The organism is Comamonas sediminis, assembly GCF_041107495.1.
Classification (GTDB): domain Bacteria; phylum Pseudomonadota; class Gammaproteobacteria; order Burkholderiales; family Burkholderiaceae_C; genus Comamonas; species Comamonas sediminis.
The window spans coordinates 334,107-352,619 of the sequence record NZ_JBGBDC010000004.1 but is presented as its reverse complement, the minus strand read 5'-3'; the positions used below and the strand labels follow the sequence as shown (position 1 = coordinate 352,619).

The 18,513-nt window shown below is 67.2% G+C and carries 19 protein-coding genes; 10 read left to right on the top strand and 9 right to left on the bottom strand.

The window, feature by feature from the left end:
* Nucleotides 1-2: 2 nt before the first annotated feature.
* A complete protein-coding gene (locus AB7A72_RS11750) occupies nucleotides 3-497 on the bottom strand; it encodes a hypothetical protein (RefSeq protein ID WP_369460079.1) in 495 nt (164 codons plus the stop codon).
* Nucleotides 498-594: 97 nt separating this feature from the next.
* Between AB7A72_RS11750 and AB7A72_RS11745 the strand changes: the two genes are divergently transcribed.
* On the top strand, nucleotides 595-1,422 hold the full coding sequence (locus AB7A72_RS11745; RefSeq protein WP_369460078.1) for a L,D-transpeptidase: 828 nt from the start codon (nucleotides 595-597) through the stop codon (nucleotides 1,420-1,422).
* A 401-nt stretch (nucleotides 1,423-1,823) separates the two neighbouring features.
* Here the strand turns inward: AB7A72_RS11745 and AB7A72_RS11740 are convergent, their stop codons facing one another.
* Nucleotides 1,824-2,756, bottom strand: a complete 933-nt coding sequence (locus AB7A72_RS11740; RefSeq protein ID WP_312462293.1) for an ATP-binding protein — start codon at nucleotides 2,754-2,756, stop codon at nucleotides 1,824-1,826.
* A gap of 337 nt (nucleotides 2,757-3,093) precedes the next feature.
* On the opposite strand from AB7A72_RS11740, the gene rpoN reads away from it, so the two are divergent.
* Nucleotides 3,094-4,470 carry an RNA polymerase factor sigma-54 gene (gene rpoN / locus AB7A72_RS11735; RefSeq protein WP_369460077.1) on the top strand — a complete coding sequence of 459 codons (1,377 nt, stop codon included), beginning with the start codon at nucleotides 3,094-3,096 and terminating at the stop codon, nucleotides 4,468-4,470.
* A gap of 70 nt (nucleotides 4,471-4,540) precedes the next feature.
* Here rpoN and AB7A72_RS11730 read toward each other — a convergent pair whose 3' ends face one another.
* The 3 genes from AB7A72_RS11730 to AB7A72_RS11720 are packed head-to-tail and all read right to left on the bottom strand — an operon-like array spanning nucleotide 4,541 to nucleotide 9,212.
* Nucleotides 4,541-5,563, bottom strand: a complete 1,023-nt coding sequence (locus tag AB7A72_RS11730; RefSeq protein WP_369460076.1) for a hypothetical protein — start codon at nucleotides 5,561-5,563, stop codon at nucleotides 4,541-4,543.
* 12 nt (nucleotides 5,564-5,575) lie between these two features.
* Nucleotides 5,576-8,392, bottom strand: a complete 2,817-nt coding sequence (locus AB7A72_RS11725; protein WP_369460075.1) for an ATP-binding cassette domain-containing protein — start codon at nucleotides 8,390-8,392, stop codon at nucleotides 5,576-5,578.
* Entirely contained in the window at nucleotides 8,385-9,212 is an 828-nt protein-coding gene (locus tag AB7A72_RS11720) for a mechanosensitive ion channel family protein (protein WP_369460074.1), read from the bottom strand. The genes AB7A72_RS11725 and AB7A72_RS11720 overlap by 8 nt, the downstream gene beginning before the upstream one ends.
* 198 nt (nucleotides 9,213-9,410) lie before the next feature.
* On the opposite strand from AB7A72_RS11720, the gene AB7A72_RS11715 reads away from it, so the two are divergent.
* Genes AB7A72_RS11715 through AB7A72_RS11700 form a run of 4 tightly spaced genes read left to right on the top strand, consistent with a single transcriptional unit; the run spans nucleotide 9,411 to nucleotide 12,486 of the window.
* Entirely contained in the window at nucleotides 9,411-10,154 is a 744-nt protein-coding gene (locus AB7A72_RS11715; RefSeq protein ID WP_239812487.1) for an SDR family oxidoreductase, read from the top strand.
* Nucleotides 10,145-11,326: a lipopolysaccharide heptosyltransferase II gene (gene waaF, locus AB7A72_RS11710; protein WP_369460073.1), complete on the top strand. Its 1,182-nt coding sequence runs from the start codon at nucleotides 10,145-10,147 to the stop codon at nucleotides 11,324-11,326. The genes AB7A72_RS11715 and waaF overlap by 10 nt, the downstream gene beginning before the upstream one ends.
* A 21-nt stretch (nucleotides 11,327-11,347) precedes the next feature.
* On the top strand, nucleotides 11,348-11,839 hold the full coding sequence (locus AB7A72_RS11705; RefSeq protein ID WP_239812489.1) for an adenylyltransferase/cytidyltransferase family protein: 492 nt from the start codon (nucleotides 11,348-11,350) through the stop codon (nucleotides 11,837-11,839).
* The gene (locus AB7A72_RS11700) at nucleotides 11,836-12,486 is read left to right on the top strand and encodes a D-sedoheptulose-7-phosphate isomerase (RefSeq protein ID WP_256460975.1); all 651 of its coding nucleotides are present in this window, start codon (nucleotides 11,836-11,838) and stop codon (nucleotides 12,484-12,486) included. Before AB7A72_RS11705 ends, AB7A72_RS11700 begins: the two co-directional genes overlap by 4 nt.
* Before the next feature lie 21 nt (nucleotides 12,487-12,507).
* Here AB7A72_RS11700 and galE read toward each other — a convergent pair whose 3' ends face one another.
* The 4 genes from galE to AB7A72_RS11680 all read right to left on the bottom strand — a co-directional run bounded on the left by galE (nucleotide 12,508) and on the right by AB7A72_RS11680 (nucleotide 15,481).
* Complete coding sequence (galE, locus tag AB7A72_RS11695) at nucleotides 12,508-13,572, bottom strand: UDP-glucose 4-epimerase GalE (protein WP_369460072.1); 1,065 nt, start codon at nucleotides 13,570-13,572, stop codon at nucleotides 12,508-12,510.
* A gap of 215 nt (nucleotides 13,573-13,787) precedes the next feature.
* Nucleotides 13,788-14,267: a DUF421 domain-containing protein gene (locus AB7A72_RS11690; protein ID WP_312461324.1), complete on the bottom strand. Its 480-nt coding sequence runs from the start codon at nucleotides 14,265-14,267 to the stop codon at nucleotides 13,788-13,790.
* 19 nt (nucleotides 14,268-14,286) lie between these two features.
* Nucleotides 14,287-14,856, bottom strand: a complete 570-nt coding sequence (locus AB7A72_RS11685) for a cysteine hydrolase family protein (RefSeq protein WP_239812492.1) — start codon at nucleotides 14,854-14,856, stop codon at nucleotides 14,287-14,289.
* 16 nt (nucleotides 14,857-14,872) lie between these two features.
* Nucleotides 14,873-15,481 carry a hypothetical protein gene (locus AB7A72_RS11680; protein ID WP_369460071.1) on the bottom strand — a complete coding sequence of 203 codons (609 nt, stop codon included), beginning with the start codon at nucleotides 15,479-15,481 and terminating at the stop codon, nucleotides 14,873-14,875.
* Nucleotides 15,482-15,889: 408 nt separating this feature from the next.
* On the opposite strand from AB7A72_RS11680, the gene AB7A72_RS11675 reads away from it, so the two are divergent.
* The 4 genes from AB7A72_RS11675 to AB7A72_RS11660 are packed head-to-tail and all read left to right on the top strand — an operon-like array spanning nucleotide 15,890 to nucleotide 18,512.
* Complete coding sequence (locus tag AB7A72_RS11675; protein WP_312526813.1) at nucleotides 15,890-16,726, top strand: STAS domain-containing protein; 837 nt, start codon at nucleotides 15,890-15,892, stop codon at nucleotides 16,724-16,726.
* A gap of 10 nt (nucleotides 16,727-16,736) precedes the next feature.
* Nucleotides 16,737-17,111: an STAS domain-containing protein gene (locus AB7A72_RS11670; RefSeq protein ID WP_239812494.1), complete on the top strand. Its 375-nt coding sequence runs from the start codon at nucleotides 16,737-16,739 to the stop codon at nucleotides 17,109-17,111.
* The gene (locus AB7A72_RS11665) at nucleotides 17,089-17,505 is read left to right on the top strand and encodes an anti-sigma regulatory factor (protein WP_239812495.1); all 417 of its coding nucleotides are present in this window, start codon (nucleotides 17,089-17,091) and stop codon (nucleotides 17,503-17,505) included. The genes AB7A72_RS11670 and AB7A72_RS11665 overlap by 23 nt, the downstream gene beginning before the upstream one ends.
* The gene (locus AB7A72_RS11660) at nucleotides 17,496-18,512 is read left to right on the top strand and encodes an ATP-binding protein (RefSeq protein WP_369460070.1); all 1,017 of its coding nucleotides are present in this window, start codon (nucleotides 17,496-17,498) and stop codon (nucleotides 18,510-18,512) included. The genes AB7A72_RS11665 and AB7A72_RS11660 overlap by 10 nt, the downstream gene beginning before the upstream one ends.
* The last annotated feature ends 1 nt before the right edge of the window (nucleotide 18,513 follow it).

The window sequence follows — 18,513 nt, the reverse complement described above, 5'->3', positions numbered from 1 at the left end:
GTTCAAGACTTCACAGCCAGTACCCCGGCAATTTCCATACCCGTGGAGCGGTCCAGCGCAATCGCACGCAAGTGGGCAGCCACCATCAGCGAGCAGGCCTCGTCCCAGCTGGACAGGGCGCCACTGGCCGCGACCACCAGGCCGTCCAGCCAGACGCCGCCCCAGAGCAGGGAGTCGTCATGCGCCAAACGGTGGGGCTCCATCAGGATCAGCTGGCGGCCCCCCATGCGGTGGCGCCAGCACAGCCGCGCCTTGTCGCGGGCAAACTGGGCGTAGTCCGCATCCCAGTGCGCGCGCGGACCCACCGAATGCTCGTAGAGCACCGCTTCATAAAACGGGCAGCTGCCATGGGGGCGGCCGGGGTCGAGCACCACCAGATGCAGCACATGGCAGGCGCTGACGCCGGGGCACTGCAGCAGTTTCTCGATGGACGGCAGCGCCAGCGCAACGGCCGCGCGGGCCGCATCATGGTCTACAAAATGGCTATGGGGTTTCATGGCCGGTCTCGGGCAATCGGCATTCCTGCGGGCCACGCGCAGCGGCATCGGCACAGCATTTGCCCGGCCAGGGCCACCCCCCAGCGAAGGAATTCGTATGCAACCACCGCCACAGCGGCGAACCGCCGGCTCTCTGCGCTGCGGTGCAGCGCAGGTGCTGTTGCCCGTTCTGGTACTGCTGGTGCCCACCAGCCAAGCGCAGGTGGCGCAGCCCTCAGCCGAGGCGGCCAGCATGCAGCACTGGATTGTGCGGACCGGCGACCACCGCGCGCGCCCGTTCGTGATCGTCGACAAGCGCGAGGCCCGGCTGTGGATCTACGATGCGCGCGGCCAGTTGGTCGAGAGCACGGCGGTGCTGCTGGGAAGTGCCAGAGGTGATGCCTCAGTGCCCGGCATCGGCCAGCGCCCGCTCGGCCAGATTCGCGCTGATGAACGCACGACACCTGCCGGGCGCTTCTGGCTCGAGCCGGGACGCAATCTGGCGGGGGAAGACATCTTGTGGCTGGACTATGGTGCGGCCGTCTCGCTGCACCGGGTACGGCCCGGCGGACCGCAGGATCGCCGGCTGCCGCGGCTGATGACCCGCTCGGCCGCCGACAACCGTATCTCCTACGGCTGCATCAACGTGCCGATCGCCGTTTACAACCGCAGCCTGCACGCTGCATTTTCCAGCGGCGGTGGCTACGCCTATGTGCTGCCGGAGGTGCAAAGCTTGCGGCAGGCCTTTCCGTTCGTGCAGCCCTTGGCAGCGAGGGCTGCGGCTGCCAGGACGCAGGGGGGCGTGGGGGGCGCTCAGCCCCGGTCGGCGCGTGCAGGACGCGTGTTGCCCATGGCGCCATTGCCGCTGCTGCTGCCACCGGTGGCACCGCTGGCGTTGCCATTGGTGCCGCCGGTGCCGCCCGTGCCCGCGCCTCCGGTAGACTGACGGTCCGTTGCGGTACTGCCTGCACCGCTCGTGCCGCCTGCATTGGCGGGCGAACTCGGAGCGCCCGGACGGTTGGAGTAATCCCCTACCGGTGGCGTCGCTGTGCCGCTGCTGCCGGTGGCGCCGCTCGTGCTGCCGCTGGCGTTGCTGCCACCCTGGCCAGTAGCGTTGGCGCCGGATGACGCGGGCTGGGTCTGCTGGGCGTCGGCATTGCCGGACATGCCCGTCGAGGGCGTTTGCGCATGGCTGGCGGCCAGAGGCATGAGGATGCAGGCGGAGATGGCTACCAGGGCCGAGGTATGGAACGAGTGCATGGTGTGCTCCTGTGACTGTGGTGACGGTCAAAGGCGACCGCCTCCCGGTCCGGCAAGGTCCATGCCCAGCGGCCGTGGGACAAGGGCTTAAGTGGCTGCCCGCAGCGGGCTCAGCGCCTGGGGCAGCAGTACCCACAGCGCCACCCGTCCACCGGGCTCCTCGCGCAGCCGCGCATGCCCCCCTTCGAGCGTCACCACCTGGCCGAGCAACTGCATGCCGGCGTCGTCCGCTTGCTGGGCAGGCACCCATTGCGCATCAGGCCGGGGGCCCTCGCCCACCGCGCCTGGCGGCACCACACAGAGCATTTGCAAATGCAGGCCCACATAGGCGCCGGGCGGGATCGGCCAGCCTTCTGCAGTCTCCAGCTGGTGCACGCTCAGGCCGACACGGCTGCCAGGTTCCAGCTTGGGCCCGATGCCGGACAGCAGGCTCGCCATCGCCAGCTCCAGCGCATCTGGATCGATGCAGATCTGCAGGGCTGCAGGCGCGGCATGCAGGTCGAGGCTGGCACGTTTGCCCAGCGCCAGCGCCATCACATCCTGCAGGCTGGGCAACCAATGGCTGATGTCCATGGTCTGCCCCGGCCTACCCTGGCTGCTGCTGAGCCGGTAAAGGTGAAAGCCCAGCTTGCTCGCACAGTCGGCCGCCCGCAGCATGGCCTGCACCGGCATGTCCAGCCGGGGGTCCTGCGAGCGCCGCTCGATCAGGTAGGCGCTGTTGCTCATGATGCCCAGCTGGTTGTTCAGCTCATGGGAAAAGCGGTCGGCGACCTGGCGGTAAGCGGCTGCCCGCAATCCCGGGTCTACTGCCGTGGGCCGGCTGGCAGTTGCCGCCGCCCGCCAGCGCCAGCCCAGCAGCACGCCCAACGCCACGGCCAGCCACAGTGCCAGCCAGCCGGCCGCAGCGCGGCTGGATGTGCCTGCACCCCATCGGTCCACCAGTGCTATCGCCGCCGCCGCACCGGCAGCGGCGGCGACGACCAGCAGACAGACGAGCCCCGGTTTCAATGTGCTGTCCATGCCGTGTCCTGCCCGCTTTTGCCGCCGCAGTGGGTGCCGCTGCGGCTATCGCCCGTTCTTGCCGGGCCTGGCCCGCTGCTGTTGTGCATGTCTGTACCTCTTCCTAGCTTTGCTGCGCTGGCAGAAATTGCCGATGGAACCGCCATCAGACGGAAAGATTTTCTGCAAATACGGGCATCCGGATCTGCGCTGCGGGCCGTTTTCGCCGCAACCACCGCGCGGTCCCCACTGCCTCTGCAGTTTGCGCTCCCGGCGGCATGCAGGCCCGCCCCCACTGCGTCACTGGGCATGATCATTGCATTGACGGCTGTGTTTAGCTTCACCACAAGGAATGCACATGGGCTCCATGCTATTGCGCGCCGACACGCACCAGTCCCAGACCCTGTCACCACGGCTGCAGCGGGCGGTGCAGATGCTGCAGATGTCGTCGCTCGAATTTTCGGCGCTGCTGCGGCACAAGATCGACGAAAACCCGTTTCTCGAAGAGCCCGATGACAGCGAGGAACAGGAGCCCAGTGTGGTGCTGCATGATGCGGCGGCCGACGACCGGCTGATGTGGACCGCTGAGCCGGGCCTGGGCGCCCAGGTCAGTGCCGGGCTCGAGCCCTCGGCGATGGACCTGGCCGCCAGCCCGGTCAGCCTGGCCATGCACCTGCACAGCCAGCTCAACGTGATGCCATTGAATCCCAGAGACCTGTGTGCGGCGCGCGCCATTGTCGAGTCGCTGGACGATGACGGCTATCTTCGCACGCCGCTCGAGGACCTGCTGGCGCTGCTGCCCGCCAGCCCTGCACTCGAGATGGACGAGCTGCTGGTGGCACTGCGCCTCGTGCAGTCGCTGGAGCCCGCCGGCACGGCCGCCCGCAATGTTGGCGAATGCCTGGCGCTGCAGTGCGAGACGATTGCCGATCCGGAAGTACGCGCGCTGGCGCTGGCCTTGGTGCAGGACCATCTGCGCGCGCTGGCTTCCCATGATGTGGCCAAACTGTCCCGGCAGTTGAAAAAAGGCCGCTGTGACATCGAGCGGGCGATGGATGCCATCAAGCGCTTCAACCCGCACCCCGGCTGGGCCTATGGCGCCCAGCAGGTGGACTACATCGTGCCCGATGTGATTGTGCAGCGCAGCGGTGCGCACTGGCATGTGCAACTCAACCCCGCAGCGATGCCCCGGGTGCGGATGAACCGGGTCTATGAAAGCCTGTTCCAGCGCCACCGGCAACGCGGCCATGCCGATCTGGGCGAGCATCTGCAGGACGCCCGCTGGACCTTGCGCAACGTGGAGCAGCGCTGCGCGACGATCCTCGATGTTGCGCAGGCGCTGGTGCGGCGCCAGCACCGCTTTCTGGAGTTTGGCGCGATGGCGATGAAGCCGCTGATGCTGCGCGAAATTGCAACGGAGCTGGGCATCCATGAATCCACCGTCTCGCGTGTCACCAACAACAAGTACATCGCCACGCCCCAGGGCGTGTTCGAGCTCAAGCATTTTTTCTCGCGCCCGTTGCTGAGCGCCAGTGGCAAGACCTGTTCGGCCACCGCGATCCGCGAGGTGATTGCCGAGTTGATCGCTGCAGAAAACCCGTTGCAGCCGCTGTCGGATGCCGACATCACCCGCCAATTGGCCGCGCAAGGCCTGGTCGTAGCCCGCCGTACGGTGACCAAGTACCGGCAGCTGCTGCGGCTGGAGCCGGTGGAAAAGCGCCGGCGCCACAGCTGAAGCGGCAATAGGAATGGCAATGCCCCCGCCCATCACAGGCGGGGGCAGCGTTCAGACCGCGAAGCCGGGTTTACTTGCTAGTCTTGCCGCCGGACGCCGAGCCGCTCTGGCCGGTCGACAAGGTACCGCTGTCCTTGCCGCTGCTCGTGCTGCCACCGGCACTGCTGCCGGCGCCGGAGTCCGCACTGCCACTGGTGCCCGCGCTGGAGCCGCCACCGGTGCTGGCGCTGGTGTTGCCCGCGGTGCTGCCGCTGCCGGTACTGCCACCCCGTTGGCCGCCCTGGCCTGCGCGCTGGCTGCGCCACTGGGAGAACTCATCGGAGAACTTCTTGTAGCGGTCGTTGCGCCAGGAGCGGTAATCCTCGTCGAGGGCGTGGAGTTGCTCATCGCGCCACTGGTGGTAGTCGGGGTCGTAGTGCTCTTGCTGGTGGCGCCCACCTTGCTGTCCCTGGCGGGAGTAGGTCTGCCCGCCCTGACCCTGGCTGTCGTAGCTGCGGCCAAAGTCCTGCGGGCCGCCGCCGGGAAAACCGCCCTGGTAGCTGCCCTGCGAGCCCCCTTGGTAGCCGCCCTGCGAGCCCTGGTAGTTCCCCTGGTAGCCACCCTGGCCCTGGCCACCCTGGCGCCCGCCGCGTGAGAAGTCCTGGTCGTCATAGAAGCCACGCTGGCCGGAGCTGGAGCCATAGCCTTGCGAATAGCCACCGCCGCCCGTATTGCCCTGGTAGCCCCCGCCCCAGGCCTCGCCGCCTTGACCGCGCCCTGGCTGGCCGCGCTCCTGCGGACCGCGTCCATAGCCACGGTCATAGTCGTCCTGGTAGCCGCCCGAAGCGCCGCGTCCATAGCCGCCCTCACCGCCGTAGCTGCCGCCTTGCTGCTCGCCCCGGTAGCCGCCTTGCTGTTCGCCCCGGTAGCCGCCTTGCTGCTCGTTCTGGTAGCCGCCTTGCTGTTGCTCGGACCGCCAGTCACCCTGGCCGCTGCCACCGGATGGGCGGCGGTAGTCTTCTTGGCTGCGCCCACCGCCTTGCTGCCGGTCTTCCATGTCCTGCTGCATCTGGCGGCGTGCACTTTGGCGGCCGTTGTCGTCATGCTGTGTCATTGCTGAGTCCTTTCATGTGACATCAGGCCTCGGAGCGGGCCTGCCTGGTTCATCGGGCAATCCGCGTGCCTGAGTGGTCCCGGTGAGCTGGGCCAGCATCGGCACCAGCGCGGTAGCCAGCGCCGCCTTGGGCAGATGCGTCTGAAAGCCGGACATCAGCGCCACCAGCCGTTCGCTGGGTAGATCTGCGCCGGTCAGGGCCACGGCGAACATGCGCTGCTCCAGCGGCAGGCCGCGCTCCTCCTCCAACGCCCGAATTTGCCGCAATACCTGCCGTCCATCCTCCTCGCCCAACGATATATCGCAGAGCAGTGCCTGCGGCCAAGGCGCGCCATTCGCCCCACCCCGGCTTTGCAGCCAGCCGAGCGCTTGCGCGCCATCGGCAAACAACGCGGCTTCCGCGCCCTCCTGGCCGAGCAGTTGCGCCAGTGATGCGCGGGCACTGCCGCTGTCATCGACGACCATCACCTGCAGCGCCGCCAGGCGCTGGCCGGGCTGCTGCTGCGCCTGGGGCGTGGCATCGGGGGCTTCCTCCGGCGCCCGCAGCGGCAGCTCGACCAGGTAACGCGCGCCACGCAGCGCCGTGGGCAGCTGTATCTCGAAGCGCCCGCCCTGGCGCTCAAGGGCCGAGGCCAGCACCAGCGGGTCCAGCCTGGCCTGCCCGGGGGGCGGGGTTTGGGACGGCGCTGGCGCGCGGTGGCTGCTGTCGCTCAACAGGATGCGCGCACGCGCCTGGGCACGCTCCAGCCGGATTTCGATACGCCCGCCCGGCGGGCTCGCCTGGATGGCATGCAGCGCGATGTCGGTCAGGGCCTGCGACAGCACCGCCGGGTCGCCGCTGACATACAGCGGCTCGGACGCCAGATGGGTGTACAGCTGCACCCCGCGGGCGTCGAGCGGAGCGCGAATGCCATCGACGACATTGGCCAGCAGCACCGCCAGCTGGAGCGACTGGCGCAGCAGGCGCCGCTCAGCCCGGTCGAATTCCTGCTTTTGCAGCTGCAGCTCCCACAGCTGCGCATACAGGCCGCGCTGCGCCAGCAGCTCGTCGTGGCGCCCCTGCTCGACGATGCGGCCCTTGTCCAGCACCAGGATCTGGTCGGCATCGACGATGGTCGAGAGCCGGTGCGCGATCACCAGCGTGGTGCGCTGCGCCGAGAGCCGGTCCAGCTGTACCTGGATGGCCTTTTCCGAGCGGGTGTCGAGCGCCGAGGTTGCCTCGTCCAGGATCATGACCGGCGCATTTTTCAGGAACGCCCGCGCAATCGCGATGCGCTGCTTTTCGCCGCCCGAGAGTTTCATGCCCCGCTCGCCTACCGGCGTGTCGTACTGCTGCGGCAGCGTGCGGATCAGCGCATCGATCTGGGCCGCCTGTGCGGCCTGGACGATATCGGCCATGCCCGCGCCCGGGCGGCCATAGGCGATGTTGTAGGCCACGCTGTCGTTGAACAGGCTGCTGTCCTGCGGAACAATGCCGACGGCCTGGCGCAGACTCGCCAAGGTGGCCGTGCGGATATCGGTGCCATCGACCAGCACCCTGCCCTGCTGCGGATCGTAGACACGCAGCAGCAGCCGTGCCAGCGTGGATTTGCCCGAGCCGCTGCCGCCGACCACCGCCAAGGTCTGCCCTGCAGCGATGCGAAAGCTCACATCCCAGAGCACCTGCCGGCCGGGTTCATAGGAGAAATCCACATGCTCAAACACCACCTCGCCATGCGAGACCGGCAGTGGCTGCGCCTGGGGACTGTCTTGCACCTCGGGCGGCCAGGCCAGCAATTGCCGCAAGGTCTCCAGATGGGTTTGCGCGTCTCTCGCCTCGCGGAACAGAAAGCCCAGCGCATTGAGCGGCAGGCAGATCTGGATCACATAGGCATTGAGCAGCACCAGGTCGCCCACCGTGATGTGCCCCTGCAGCGCCTGCAGCCCGGCAAACACCATGACCGCGCCGACACCGGCGGCGATGATCGCGCCCTGGCCCAGGTGCAGGGCCGACAGCGCCTTCTGGCTCTCGACGCTTTGCGCCACCCACTGCAGCCGCGCGCTCCCGTAGCGTGCCACTTCCTGCGCTTCATGCGCATGGTTGCGCACGGCCTCCTGGTTCACCAGGCTGTCCAGCAGCAGGCCGCTGGCCCGGGAGTCCATCGCATTGACCTGGCGCTGGCGCGCCACGCGGCGCCGCGTCATGACTGCGGTGTAGGCCGCATACGCGACAAAGGTGGCGCCAATGATCGCGGTGAACCAGGCGCTGTAGGCCATCGCCAGAATCGCCACCACCGCAGCGATCTCCACCACCGTAGGCAGCAAGGTGAACAGCGCCGCCGCCAGCAAGAAACCGGCCGCTGCCGTGCCCCGCTCCACATCGCGGATCAGCGCGCCAGTCTGCATCTGCAGGTGAAAGCGCGGCCCCATGCGGTGCAGATGCGCCAGCGCGCGCTGCGCAAAATCGGCCACCGTCACCAGCGTGACCCGCGCAAAGCACAGGTCACGCAGCTCGGTAAACAAGGTGCTGCAAAAGCGCAGCAGCGCGTAGCCGGCCAGCAGCAGCAATGGCAGCACCAGCACATGGCCGCCGCCGGGCAACAACGGCGAGGTGCCGGGCACCACGTCGCTGACCAGGCTGCCCGGGGTGCTGAACAGGTCGATGATCTTCTTGAACACCAGCGGCACCGCCACGCTGGCGAGCTTGGCCAGCACCAGCAGCAGCACGGCCAGCACGGTACGCCCCCGAAAACGCCAGGCGGCCTGCCACAGCTGCGCCGCCAGCGCCCAGCGCTGCGGCCGCGGCGCCTCAGCGGCAGCAGCCGGGCCTGGCGTTGCTGCCTCAACCATGTGCCGCCTCCAGGCGCGGCACGTGCTCGGCGAAAGCCGCCGCCAGCTCGCTGGACAGCTGCTCGCGGCTGGTCGATTCGGGCCAGTACCAGGCGCTCAGCTCCCACTGCGGGCTGCCGCCGGGGTTGCGCAGCAGCAGCGCGGGCGCAGGCTCGGCCAGCACCTTTGCATGGGCGCTTGCCACCTGGCGCCACAGTTGCAGCAGTGCAGCCCGGTCCGTGGCCGGCGGCACACCGGCACTCAGCCGCAGGCGTACCGGCTCGCCCAGGTACGCGGCATTGCTGACATTCTCGACAATGAAGCGCTGGTTCGGTATCAGCACCGCGATGTTGTCCGCCGTGACAATCGTCGTGCGCCGGGCCGATATCTCGCGCACTACGCCCTCGACGGCGCCTACTTCGACCCGGTCGCCGACCTTGATCGGGCGCTCCAGCATCACGATCAGCCCGCTGATGAAGTTGCTGACGATGTTCTGCAGACCAAAACCCACGCCGACACCCACGGCCCCGGCGACAACACCCAGCGCCGACAGCTTGATGCCGACGTTCTGCAGGATCAGCACCATGCCCAGCACCAGCACCAGGTAGCGCAGCACCGACGCAATCGCGATGCGGGTGCCCTCGTCCACATGCCAGCGCTGCGGCATATGGCGCACCAGCCAGCGCTGCATCGCGCCGGCAAACCATACCAGCAGGGTGACCAGCAGCAGCAGTTTGGCAAGGGTGCCGACGGTGACCCGGAGGTCGCCCATCTGCACCAGCACAAAGCCGAAGATCCTGGAAAGCCAGGCCGATTGGGAAGTCAGGGTGTCCAAGAGCATGCCAACCGGGGGCAAGCGGCGTACCTGCCAGCCACGCCGCGCCGGGGGTGCTGGACGATGCTGCGGCAGCATTTACCGATGGCATGACAGCGTTGCGGCATCGCTTACCCGCAGCCCACCCGGCGCTGCGGCAGCGGTGGGCAGCGTGCGGGCATGGCGATTGCCCCGGGATGGGAAGACTATCAATGGGAACCCAACATGCATGCTTTGCACAACAAGATTGCGCTGGTCACCGGAGCGGCCAGCGGCCTGGGCGCTGCCATCGCCAAGCAGCTGGTGGGCGCTGGTGCCCGCGTTGCGCTGGCCGACCTGCCCTCGGGCCAGGGCGGCAAAGTCGGCAAGGTGGCGCTGTGCTCCGACGGCTGGGGCACCGCAACGATGTCCTTGCACTTTGATGTCAGCAAGCCCGCCGAAGTGGCCGAGGCCATGGCCGCGTTGCAGGCGCAATGGGGCGGCCTCGATATCCTGGTGAACAACGCCGGCACCGACCATACGGCATCGATTGACGAGATCGGCGAGCAGGAATGGCGCCGCGTGGTGGACACCAACCTCTACGGGCCGTTTTTGCTGACCAAGGCGGCGCTGCCGCTGCTGCGCCAATCGGACGCGGGCCGGGGCGGGCACATCGTCAACGTCGCGTCGACAGCCTCCTTGCGGGCCTGGCCCAATGCCAGTGCCTACCACGCCAGCAAATGGGGCCTGCGGGGCCTGAGTGAAGCGATGCATACCGAGCTGCGCGCGCTGGGCATCCGGGTGACCACGCTGTTTGCTGGCGGCATGCGCACCCCTTTTCTCCTGGAGCGCTTTCCGGATATCGACCAGACGCTGCTGCAGGACCCGGACAACGTGGCCAGCATGGTGCAGTTTCTGCTGGGCATGCCGCGCGGCTCGGTCGTGGCCGAAGTGATGGTGCTGCCCGACCAGGAGACCTCATGGCCATGAACAGCCGCTGGGCCCAGGCCCGCAACATCCTGGCGGTGCGCCTGGACAACATGGGCGATGTGCTGATGACCTCGCCGGCACTGCGTGCGCTGCACAGCGGCCACCCCCAGGCACGCGTCACCTTGCTGACCTCGGCCGCCGGCGCGCAGGCGGCCCGCCGCATCAAGGCGGTCGACCGGACCCTCATCTATGACGCGCCCTGGTCTGGCGGTCCTGGCAGCCAGAGCCGTTCGGCGCAGACCGATCTGCGCCTGATCGAGACCTTGGCCCGGCACCAGTTCGATGCGGCCGTGGTGTTCACGGTCTGTACGCAAAGCGCGCTGCCGGCCGCGCTGACCTGCAGGCTCGCGGGCATTCCGCTGCGGCTGGCCCATGCGCGTGAGAACCCCTATGCGCTGCTGAGCGACTGGGTGCCGGAGACCGACACGGCGATCGCCGTGGCACGCCATGAGGTGCAACGGCAGTTGGACCTGGTGCGCCATGTGGGCTTCGAGACCCGCGACGAGCGCCTGCAGCTGCAGTACAGCGCGCAGGATGTGCAGCGCATGCGCGAGACGATGGCCGCCTTTGGCGGCGATGCCAGCCGCCCCTATCTGGTGGTGCACCCCGGTGCCAGCGCCGCATCCCGGCGCTATCCGGCGGCGGCCTTTGGGCGTGCAGCTGCGCAGTTGCAGGCACACACGGGCATGCAGATCATCTTCAGCGGCGCGCGTGATGAGATCGGCCTGGCCCTCGAGGCCACGGCCCAGATGCCGCAGATGCCGGTCAACCTGATGGGCCATCTGAGCCTGGGTGAGCTGGCCGCGCTGATTGCCGGTGCGCGCGCCCTGGTCTGCAACAACACCGGGCCGGCGCACATCGCAGCGGCGCTGCAGACGCCGGTGGTCGTGCTCTATGCGTTGACCAACCCGCAGCACACGCCATGGCAGTCTCCCTCGCGAGTGCTGAGCCACGACGTGCCTTGCAGGAACTGCCTCAAAAGCCTGTGCCCGCAGCTGCACCACCACTGCCTGGAGCTGATCGAGCCGGAACGCGTGGTGCACGCCGTACTCGACCTGCTGGGACTGCCGGTGCCAGCGCCATCGCCTTCAGTGGCGCAGCCGTTGCCCTCGCGCGCCCATGCACCCCTGATCACCACCCCGATGCCAGCGCTGCTGCGCGGCATTCCCTGACCACCACAGGCCTCCCATCCTATGTACACCGACAAAATCTGCCCCCGCCCCGATATGCCGCAGCGTGCCCGGGCGCTGCCCCGCCCGCTGGTGTTCACCAATGGCGTGTTCGACCTGCTGCACCTGGGCCATGTCGAATGCCTGGAAGCGGCGCAGCAGCAGGGCGCGTCGCTGGTGGTCGGCATCAATACCGACCGTTCGGTCCAGATGCTGGCCAAGGGCCCCGGCCGGCCGCTGAACCCGGAAGCCGAGCGTGCCGCACTGATTGCCGCGCTGGAGTGCGTGTCACTGGTGGTGCTGTTTGACGAAAAAACCCCGCTGGCCCTGATCGAAGCGCTGCGGCCAGACATCTACGTCAAGGGCGGCGACTACCACGAAAGCACCTTGCAGGAAGCGCGCCTGATGGAGCAATGGGGCGGCATCACCGCCATCCTCGACTACCTGCCCGGCCACTCGACCACCGCGCTGATACGCCGCGCCCACCATATCCAAACCATGGGGATTTCCACATGAGAGCCTTCAAGAACCTGCCCCTCCCGCCGCTTCCGCTCAGCGCCGAAGAGCCGCGCTCCTATGCCGTGGCACTGCGTGAGCACCTGAGCCTGTTTGACACCTTGGACAGCCTGCAGGCCGACGTGCAGAACGCCGCCGCGATGGTGGTGCGCACCCTGAGCAGCGGCGGCAAGCTGATGCTCTGCGGCAATGGCGGATCGGCCGCCGACAGCCAGCACATTGCCGCCGAGCTGACCGGCCGCTTTGTGCAGGACCGCCGTCCCCTGGCGGCCATCGCGCTGACCACCGACAGCTCGGCGCTGACCTGTATTGGCAACGACTACGATTTCAGCGAGGTGTTCTCCCGCCAGGTCATCGGCCTGGGGCGCCCCGGTGACTGCCTGTTGGCCATCTCCACCTCGGGTACTTCGGCGAATGTCGTCAAGGCGGTCGAGGCCGCCCAGCGTCTGCAGATCAGCACCGTCGCGCTGTCCGGCCGCGACGGCGGGCGCCTGCGCAGCCTGTGCGATGCGGCGATCGTCGTGCCTTCCGCGACCACGGCCCGCATTCAGGAAGCGCATATCTTTGTCGGCCACGCGCTGTGCGCGCTCATTGAAGAGGGCCTGTACAAAAACGGCCAACTCAGCACCACCGCGCCGCTGCACTGAACCGGGGCACCGGGCGGCGCCTTACCGGGGAGCGCCCAGCGGGCTCCCGCAATGCCGCTCGGTGTAGCCGTCGGGGTTGTCGCGCTGCCAGCGCCAGCTGTCCACACACATGTCGTGCAGGCTGCGGCTGGCACGCCAGCCCAGCAACTGCCTGGCGCGCGTTGCGTCGGCAAAGTAGGCCGGCACATCGCCCGGCCGCCGCGCCTCGATCCGGAACGGAATGCGCAGGCCGTTGGCGGCTTCAAAGGCACGCACCATCTCCAGCACCGAATAGCCCCGGCCGGTGCCCAGGTTGACGGTGACCATCCCCCCTTGGCGCTCGCCACGCAGGTACTGCAACGCAGCCATATGGCCCTCCACCAGGTCCATCACATGGAGGTAGTCGCGCACACAGGTGCCATCGGCCGTGGGGTAATCTGCCCCAAAGATGGACAGCTGGGCGCGGCGCCCACTGGCGACCTGGCTGATGAACGGCATCAGGTTGTTGGGAACGCCGATCGGGTGCTCCCCCAGCCGCCCGCTGGCATGCGCGCCGACCGGGTTGAAATAGCGCAGGCAGGCGATACGCCAGTCCGGCGACGCCGCCTGCAGATCGGCCAGGCAGCGCTCCACCATCCATTTGCTGCTCGCATAGGGGTTCTGCGTGCTGCCGCAGGGGGCCGATTCGGTCAGTGGCAGGTGCTCGGGCAGCGGCGCGCCGTAGACGGTGGCCGACGACGAAAACACCAGGGTCTGCACGCCCTGAGCCTGCATCGCTTCCAGCAGCTGCAAGCTCCCGACGACATTGTTGGCGTAATAGTGCACCGGCAGCGCCACCGAGGCGCCTGCGGCCTTCAGTCCGGCAAAATGCAGCACCGCATCTACCTTGTGTGGGCCCGTCAACGCCTGCTGCAATGCGCTGCCATCGCGCACGTCGCCGACCACCAGGCGCAATTTGCGCCCTGCCATCTGCTGCACGCGGCGCAGCGCCTCTGGGGCGCTGTTGCAGAGGTTGTCGATGACCGTGACGTCATCGCCGTGTTCGAGGAGGCGCAGGCACATATGCGATCCGATATAGCCTGCGCCGCCAGTCACCAGCAGGTGCATGCGCGCTCTCCGTGGGCCTCGCTCCCCAGGATGGAGGTCAGCGCACCCGCAGCACGGCAGGTGCCCCTGACATGGAGCGGTACCAGCCCCGGCGGCAATCGCCATGCCTGCATGGGCATGGCGGGGCGGTGTGGCGTGGGCGCTGTGCCTTGCACCGCAGCCGCGCCCGGGTCCGCGCGGCCTCGTCAGCGGTTGCTGCGTCAGCGTTTGCGGCGTCAGCGTTCGCTGCGCGCGGACGGGATTTTTTGCACCGTGATCTGGCCATCGGCCTCCAGAAACATCGACTGCACCTGGTCCATCTCGCAGTCGCATGCCCGCAAGGCGGTGTTGATCTCGTTGCGGGAGACGCGGTGGCGCTTTCTGACGGCGTCGAACAGCACCCCGTCGCGGCCCAGCAGCACCGCCTCTCCCTCCAAAATGCGCTCGGCCGCGCCGAAGTGGGTCGTCACCAAGGCCACCAGGGCATTGACCAGCAGCAGCACTGCGCAGACGATCAGCCCGCCCCACAGCGACTGGTCCTTGCCGACCATCGAGGGCCCCGCCGCCTCGCTCAGCAGCATCACCACCAGCAGATCAAACGGCGTGAACTGGCCGACCGTACGCTTGCCGCTCATCCGCATCAGCAGCAGCAACACGACATAGACCACCGCCCCTCTGGCGATGAGCTCCCACACATCCAGATCCATTTCGAACATGAACACCTCTTGGGACGTTTCAGCGGCCTTTGGCCGTGGAGCAGCCAAACGCGGTTTTCAGCTGCGCGAGTGCGGCGCACTTGCGCTCGGCCGTCACGCTGGCGGTGCAGTCGGACGGCACCGCCACCTGGTAGCCCAGCATGCAGGCATCGGTCGCCGTCGTGAACACGCACATATCGGTGATGAAGCCGACGACGACGACCTTCTTGACCCCCATCTTGGACAGCAGATGCTGCAAAGGGGTGGAATGGAAGCCTGAATGCTGGGGTTTGAGAACGCGCAGGTCCTGCGCGTGCGGTGCCAGCATTTGCGCAACATCGCCGCGCAGCCCCGGCAACGCCTGGCAGTTGCCCAGCACATCGCTGAACTCACTGTGCCAGGTGCCGTAGTTGTCGTTGGCATAGACGGCGATGGCCCCGCGCTGGCGCATGCGGCGCTTGAGCTGCGCGATGGCGCGTGCTGCCTCCAGAATGTCCGGCAGCATGCGGTCGGCTCCCGGAAACTGGAACGGGTTGATCACATCCACCAACAGCATCGCCACCTGGCTGCGAGGCAGCCGCGTGGGCTGCAAGGACGGCTGGGCAGGCATGGGCAGACGCCCCTCTTCAGAGCATGCGCTCGCGCTGCTGCTCGGCCCGGGAGGCACCGATGGCCGTCTCGACGTTCTTCACTTCTTCAGGCGGCGGCAGCACCGCTGGCATGCCCATGCGCGCGATCGACAGCTCACGGCACCAGCCCTGGGTGTGGTAGAGGTGGTGGTCCTCGTCCTTCTCCACCTGGCTATGTGCCTCCTTCAATGCCTTGGCCGTGTCGCCCTTGGCCACGTCTGCCACCTTGCCAAGCAGCTCCCAGTTGGCATGGTCCTTGGTTTCGGCATGGACCACGCATTCGCAGGCGACCACTTCGGCTGCCCGGGGATCGCCGCCGGCCTTCGCCAGCTGCATCGCCTTGACCAGCGACAGGCCAATGTGCTTGACGACCTGGCGCGACGGGGCCGCCTCATCGGCGTTGATGCCCAGCCTTTCACAGGTGGCGCGCACGATTTTCTGGTGGGTCAGGGTTTCGTCCAGGTATTCCTGCCATTCCTTCTTGAGGTCTTCGTTGACCGCGCAGTCCAGTGCAGCGCGGTAGACCTGCTCACCCCCGAGTTCAGTCTCCATCATCTGCAGCAGCAGGTCTTTCAAGGCGGCTTCGTCATAGCGTGGTTTGGTCATCGTGGACTCCTGTGGGTGGAAAAGATGCCCTTGATGGTGGCCTTCCTCCTCGCAGGTTCCAAGTAGGAGTTGGCGTATAGCGCTGTAGCCGCCGATCCAAAAAACCAAAATTGAACTTTTTTACATGGATTCATGGGCTTGAAGGGCGTGCCAGGCACGCTGTTTGCCATGCCCTCCTCCGGTGCGCGGACACATATTCTGGCGGCTGGCCTGGGGCCCTGGCGCGATCTCATCGGGAGAAGCGCAAACGCCTGTTTGGCAAGGGGTACCAATCTCCCACAGCCCTGCCCGTTGTGTAGGCCAAGGCGCCGACATGCAGGCAGAACCCTGCTGACGGGGCCAGCCGCAGTGGCGCTGCACCATAATTCTTACAGGTGTAAATATATTGACGTTCACAAAGGGGTTGCCGTGCGCACTCATCAGCAGTTATTGGTCGGGTTGTTGGAGCGCGAGAAATCCGCGCTGGTCGATTCTTGGGTGCTGGCTGCCAGCGGTCCGCAGGCCCCGGAAAAAGCGCGAACCGAGGCCGCAGAAATCCTGACGGCCTTGCTGCCCGCGGTGGCCTCCGGTGATCTGCAGAACTCCGGCTCGGCTGCATGGCAGCCGGCCAAGGCAGCGTTGGAGCGCCTGTCCGCCTCGCGCGCGGCGCAGGGCAGCACTGCAGGCAGCACCAGTGCCTTTGTGCTGGCGCTCAAGCAACCGATCTTCGAAGCCTTGCAGCGGGAGCTGGCCACGGACTCGCATGCGCTGGTCGAGGCGATTGCACAGGTGACGCGGTACGTCGATGCTCTGGCGCAATGGACGATGGACGCTTACCAGCGCACACGCGAGCAACTCATCTCCCGCCAGCAGGAGGAACTGCTGGAGCTGTCCACCCCGGTCATCAAGCTGTGGGAGGGTGTGCTGGCGGTACCGATGATCGGCACGCTCGATTCGAGCCGGACGCAGCTGGTGATGGAGTCGCTGCTCCAGCGCATCGTGGAGACCGAGTCGGCCTTGGCCATCATTGACATCACCGGCGTGCCGACGGTAGACACCCTGGTGGCCCAGCACCTGCTCAAGACCGTGACCGCCATCCGCCTGATGGGCGCCGATTGCATTATTTGCGGCATCCGTCCGCAAATTGCACAAACCATTGTGCATCTGGGCATCGACCTGCAGTCGGTGACGACCAAGGCGACCTTGGCCGATGCACTGGCGCTGGCGCTCAAGCGCAACGGCTATACCTTCACAAAGACCAAGTAGGCGACGCAGCATGTACCGCATTCCTATTTTGCGCATGGGGCAGACCTTGCTCGTCACCATCCAGATCGATATGGAAGACCAGACTGCGATGGCGCTGCAGGATGACCTGGCCGAGCAGATCTCGAAGACGGGCGCCAGCGGCGTGCTGATCGACATCTCCGCCCTGGAAATCGTCGATTCCTTCGTGGGCCGCATGCTGGCGGCGATATCGGGCATTGGCCAGATTCTGGATGCCACCACGGTGGTTGTCGGCATGCAGCCGGCGGTCGCCATCACGCTGGTAGAGCTGGGCATGTCGCTCGACGGTGTCAAAACCGCACTGAATGTGAGCCGCGGGATGGCGCTTTTGCAAGCCCGCGCTGATGGAGATGACTTTGTCGCATGAAACCCAGGGCTCCGTACCCTTGCGCAGTGAGGCTGACATCGTCGCCAGCCGCCAGATGGTGCGCAAGCTGGCCGTTCAGCTGAAGTTCTCGCTGGTCGACCAGACCAAGATGATCACGGCTGCCAGCGAGTTGTCGCGCAATACGGTGGTCTACGGCGGGGGCGGTGACATGGAATGGGAGCTGCTGGCCGATGGCCTGCGCCAGGGGCTTCGCCTGCGCTTTCGGGACCAGGGGCCGGGTATCCCCGACCTGGGCCTGGCCCTCAAAGATGGCTGGACCTCGGGCAAGGGCATGGGGCTAGGACTGTCGGGCAGCAAGCGGCTGGTCCATGACTTCGAGCTGGAATCAACGGTGGGGGTTGGCACCTGCGTCAGCGTGACCCGATGGAAATAATTCAGGGCACGACCCACCGCGCCTTTTCCGTCTCCGACCCCAGTTGCGTGGGCGAAGCCAGGCGCCATGTCGCCCACTTGTCGCGCACGCTGGGCTTTGACGATGTGCTGGCTGGCCAGGCGGCGATTGTCGTCAACGAGCTGGGCAACAACCTTTGCCGGCATGCGCAGCAGGGGCAGCTGTGGATCGCCACCCGCAGTGGCGATGCGCCCGAGCTGGAGATCCTGTCGGTCGATGAGGGGCCCGGCATTGCCGATCTGCCGCAGGCGATGCGCGACGGGTACTCGACGGGAGGCACGCCGGGCACAGGCCTGGGCGCCGTGGAGCGCCTGTCGGCGGATTTCGACATCCACTCCGAGCCAGGCAAGGGCACCGTGGTGCTGGCGCGCTTTCGGCCCGCGACCACGCAATCCGCGCAGCAGCGGGCGTTTCGCGTGTCGGTGATGGCCGTGCCGGCGCCGGGCGAAACCGTCTGCGGCGATGCCTGGGCTCTGGCACTGGATGGCCCGCGCGCGGCACTGCTGGTCGCCGATGGCCTGGGCCATGGTGTGCGTGCGGCCGAAGCCTCACAGGCGGCAGTCGAGGTGTTTTTGAAGCAGCCGTTTGGCGATATCAAGGCCGGCCTCGAAGATGCCCATGCCGCTTTGCGGATGACACGCGGCGCTGCGGTGACCTGCGTGCAGCTCGATGGCGAGGCCGGCACGCTGCTGGCTGCCGGTGCCGGCAATGTCGCCATACGGCTGGTGAGCGGCGTGTACAACCGGTCGGTCTTGGTGCAACACGGCACCGTCGGGGTACAGATGCGCCAGGTGCAGGACATTCGCATGGACTGGCCCGCGCACGCGATGGTGGTGTGCCACAGCGATGGCCTGCAATCGCGCTGGCCCCCAGAGGCGGTGACCGCGCTGCTCGGCCGTGACCCGGGCCTGGCCGTTGCGGTACTGGTACGCGACTACGGACGCGGGCGCGACGATGTGACCGTGCTCATCGTGCGCCGCACAGAATGAA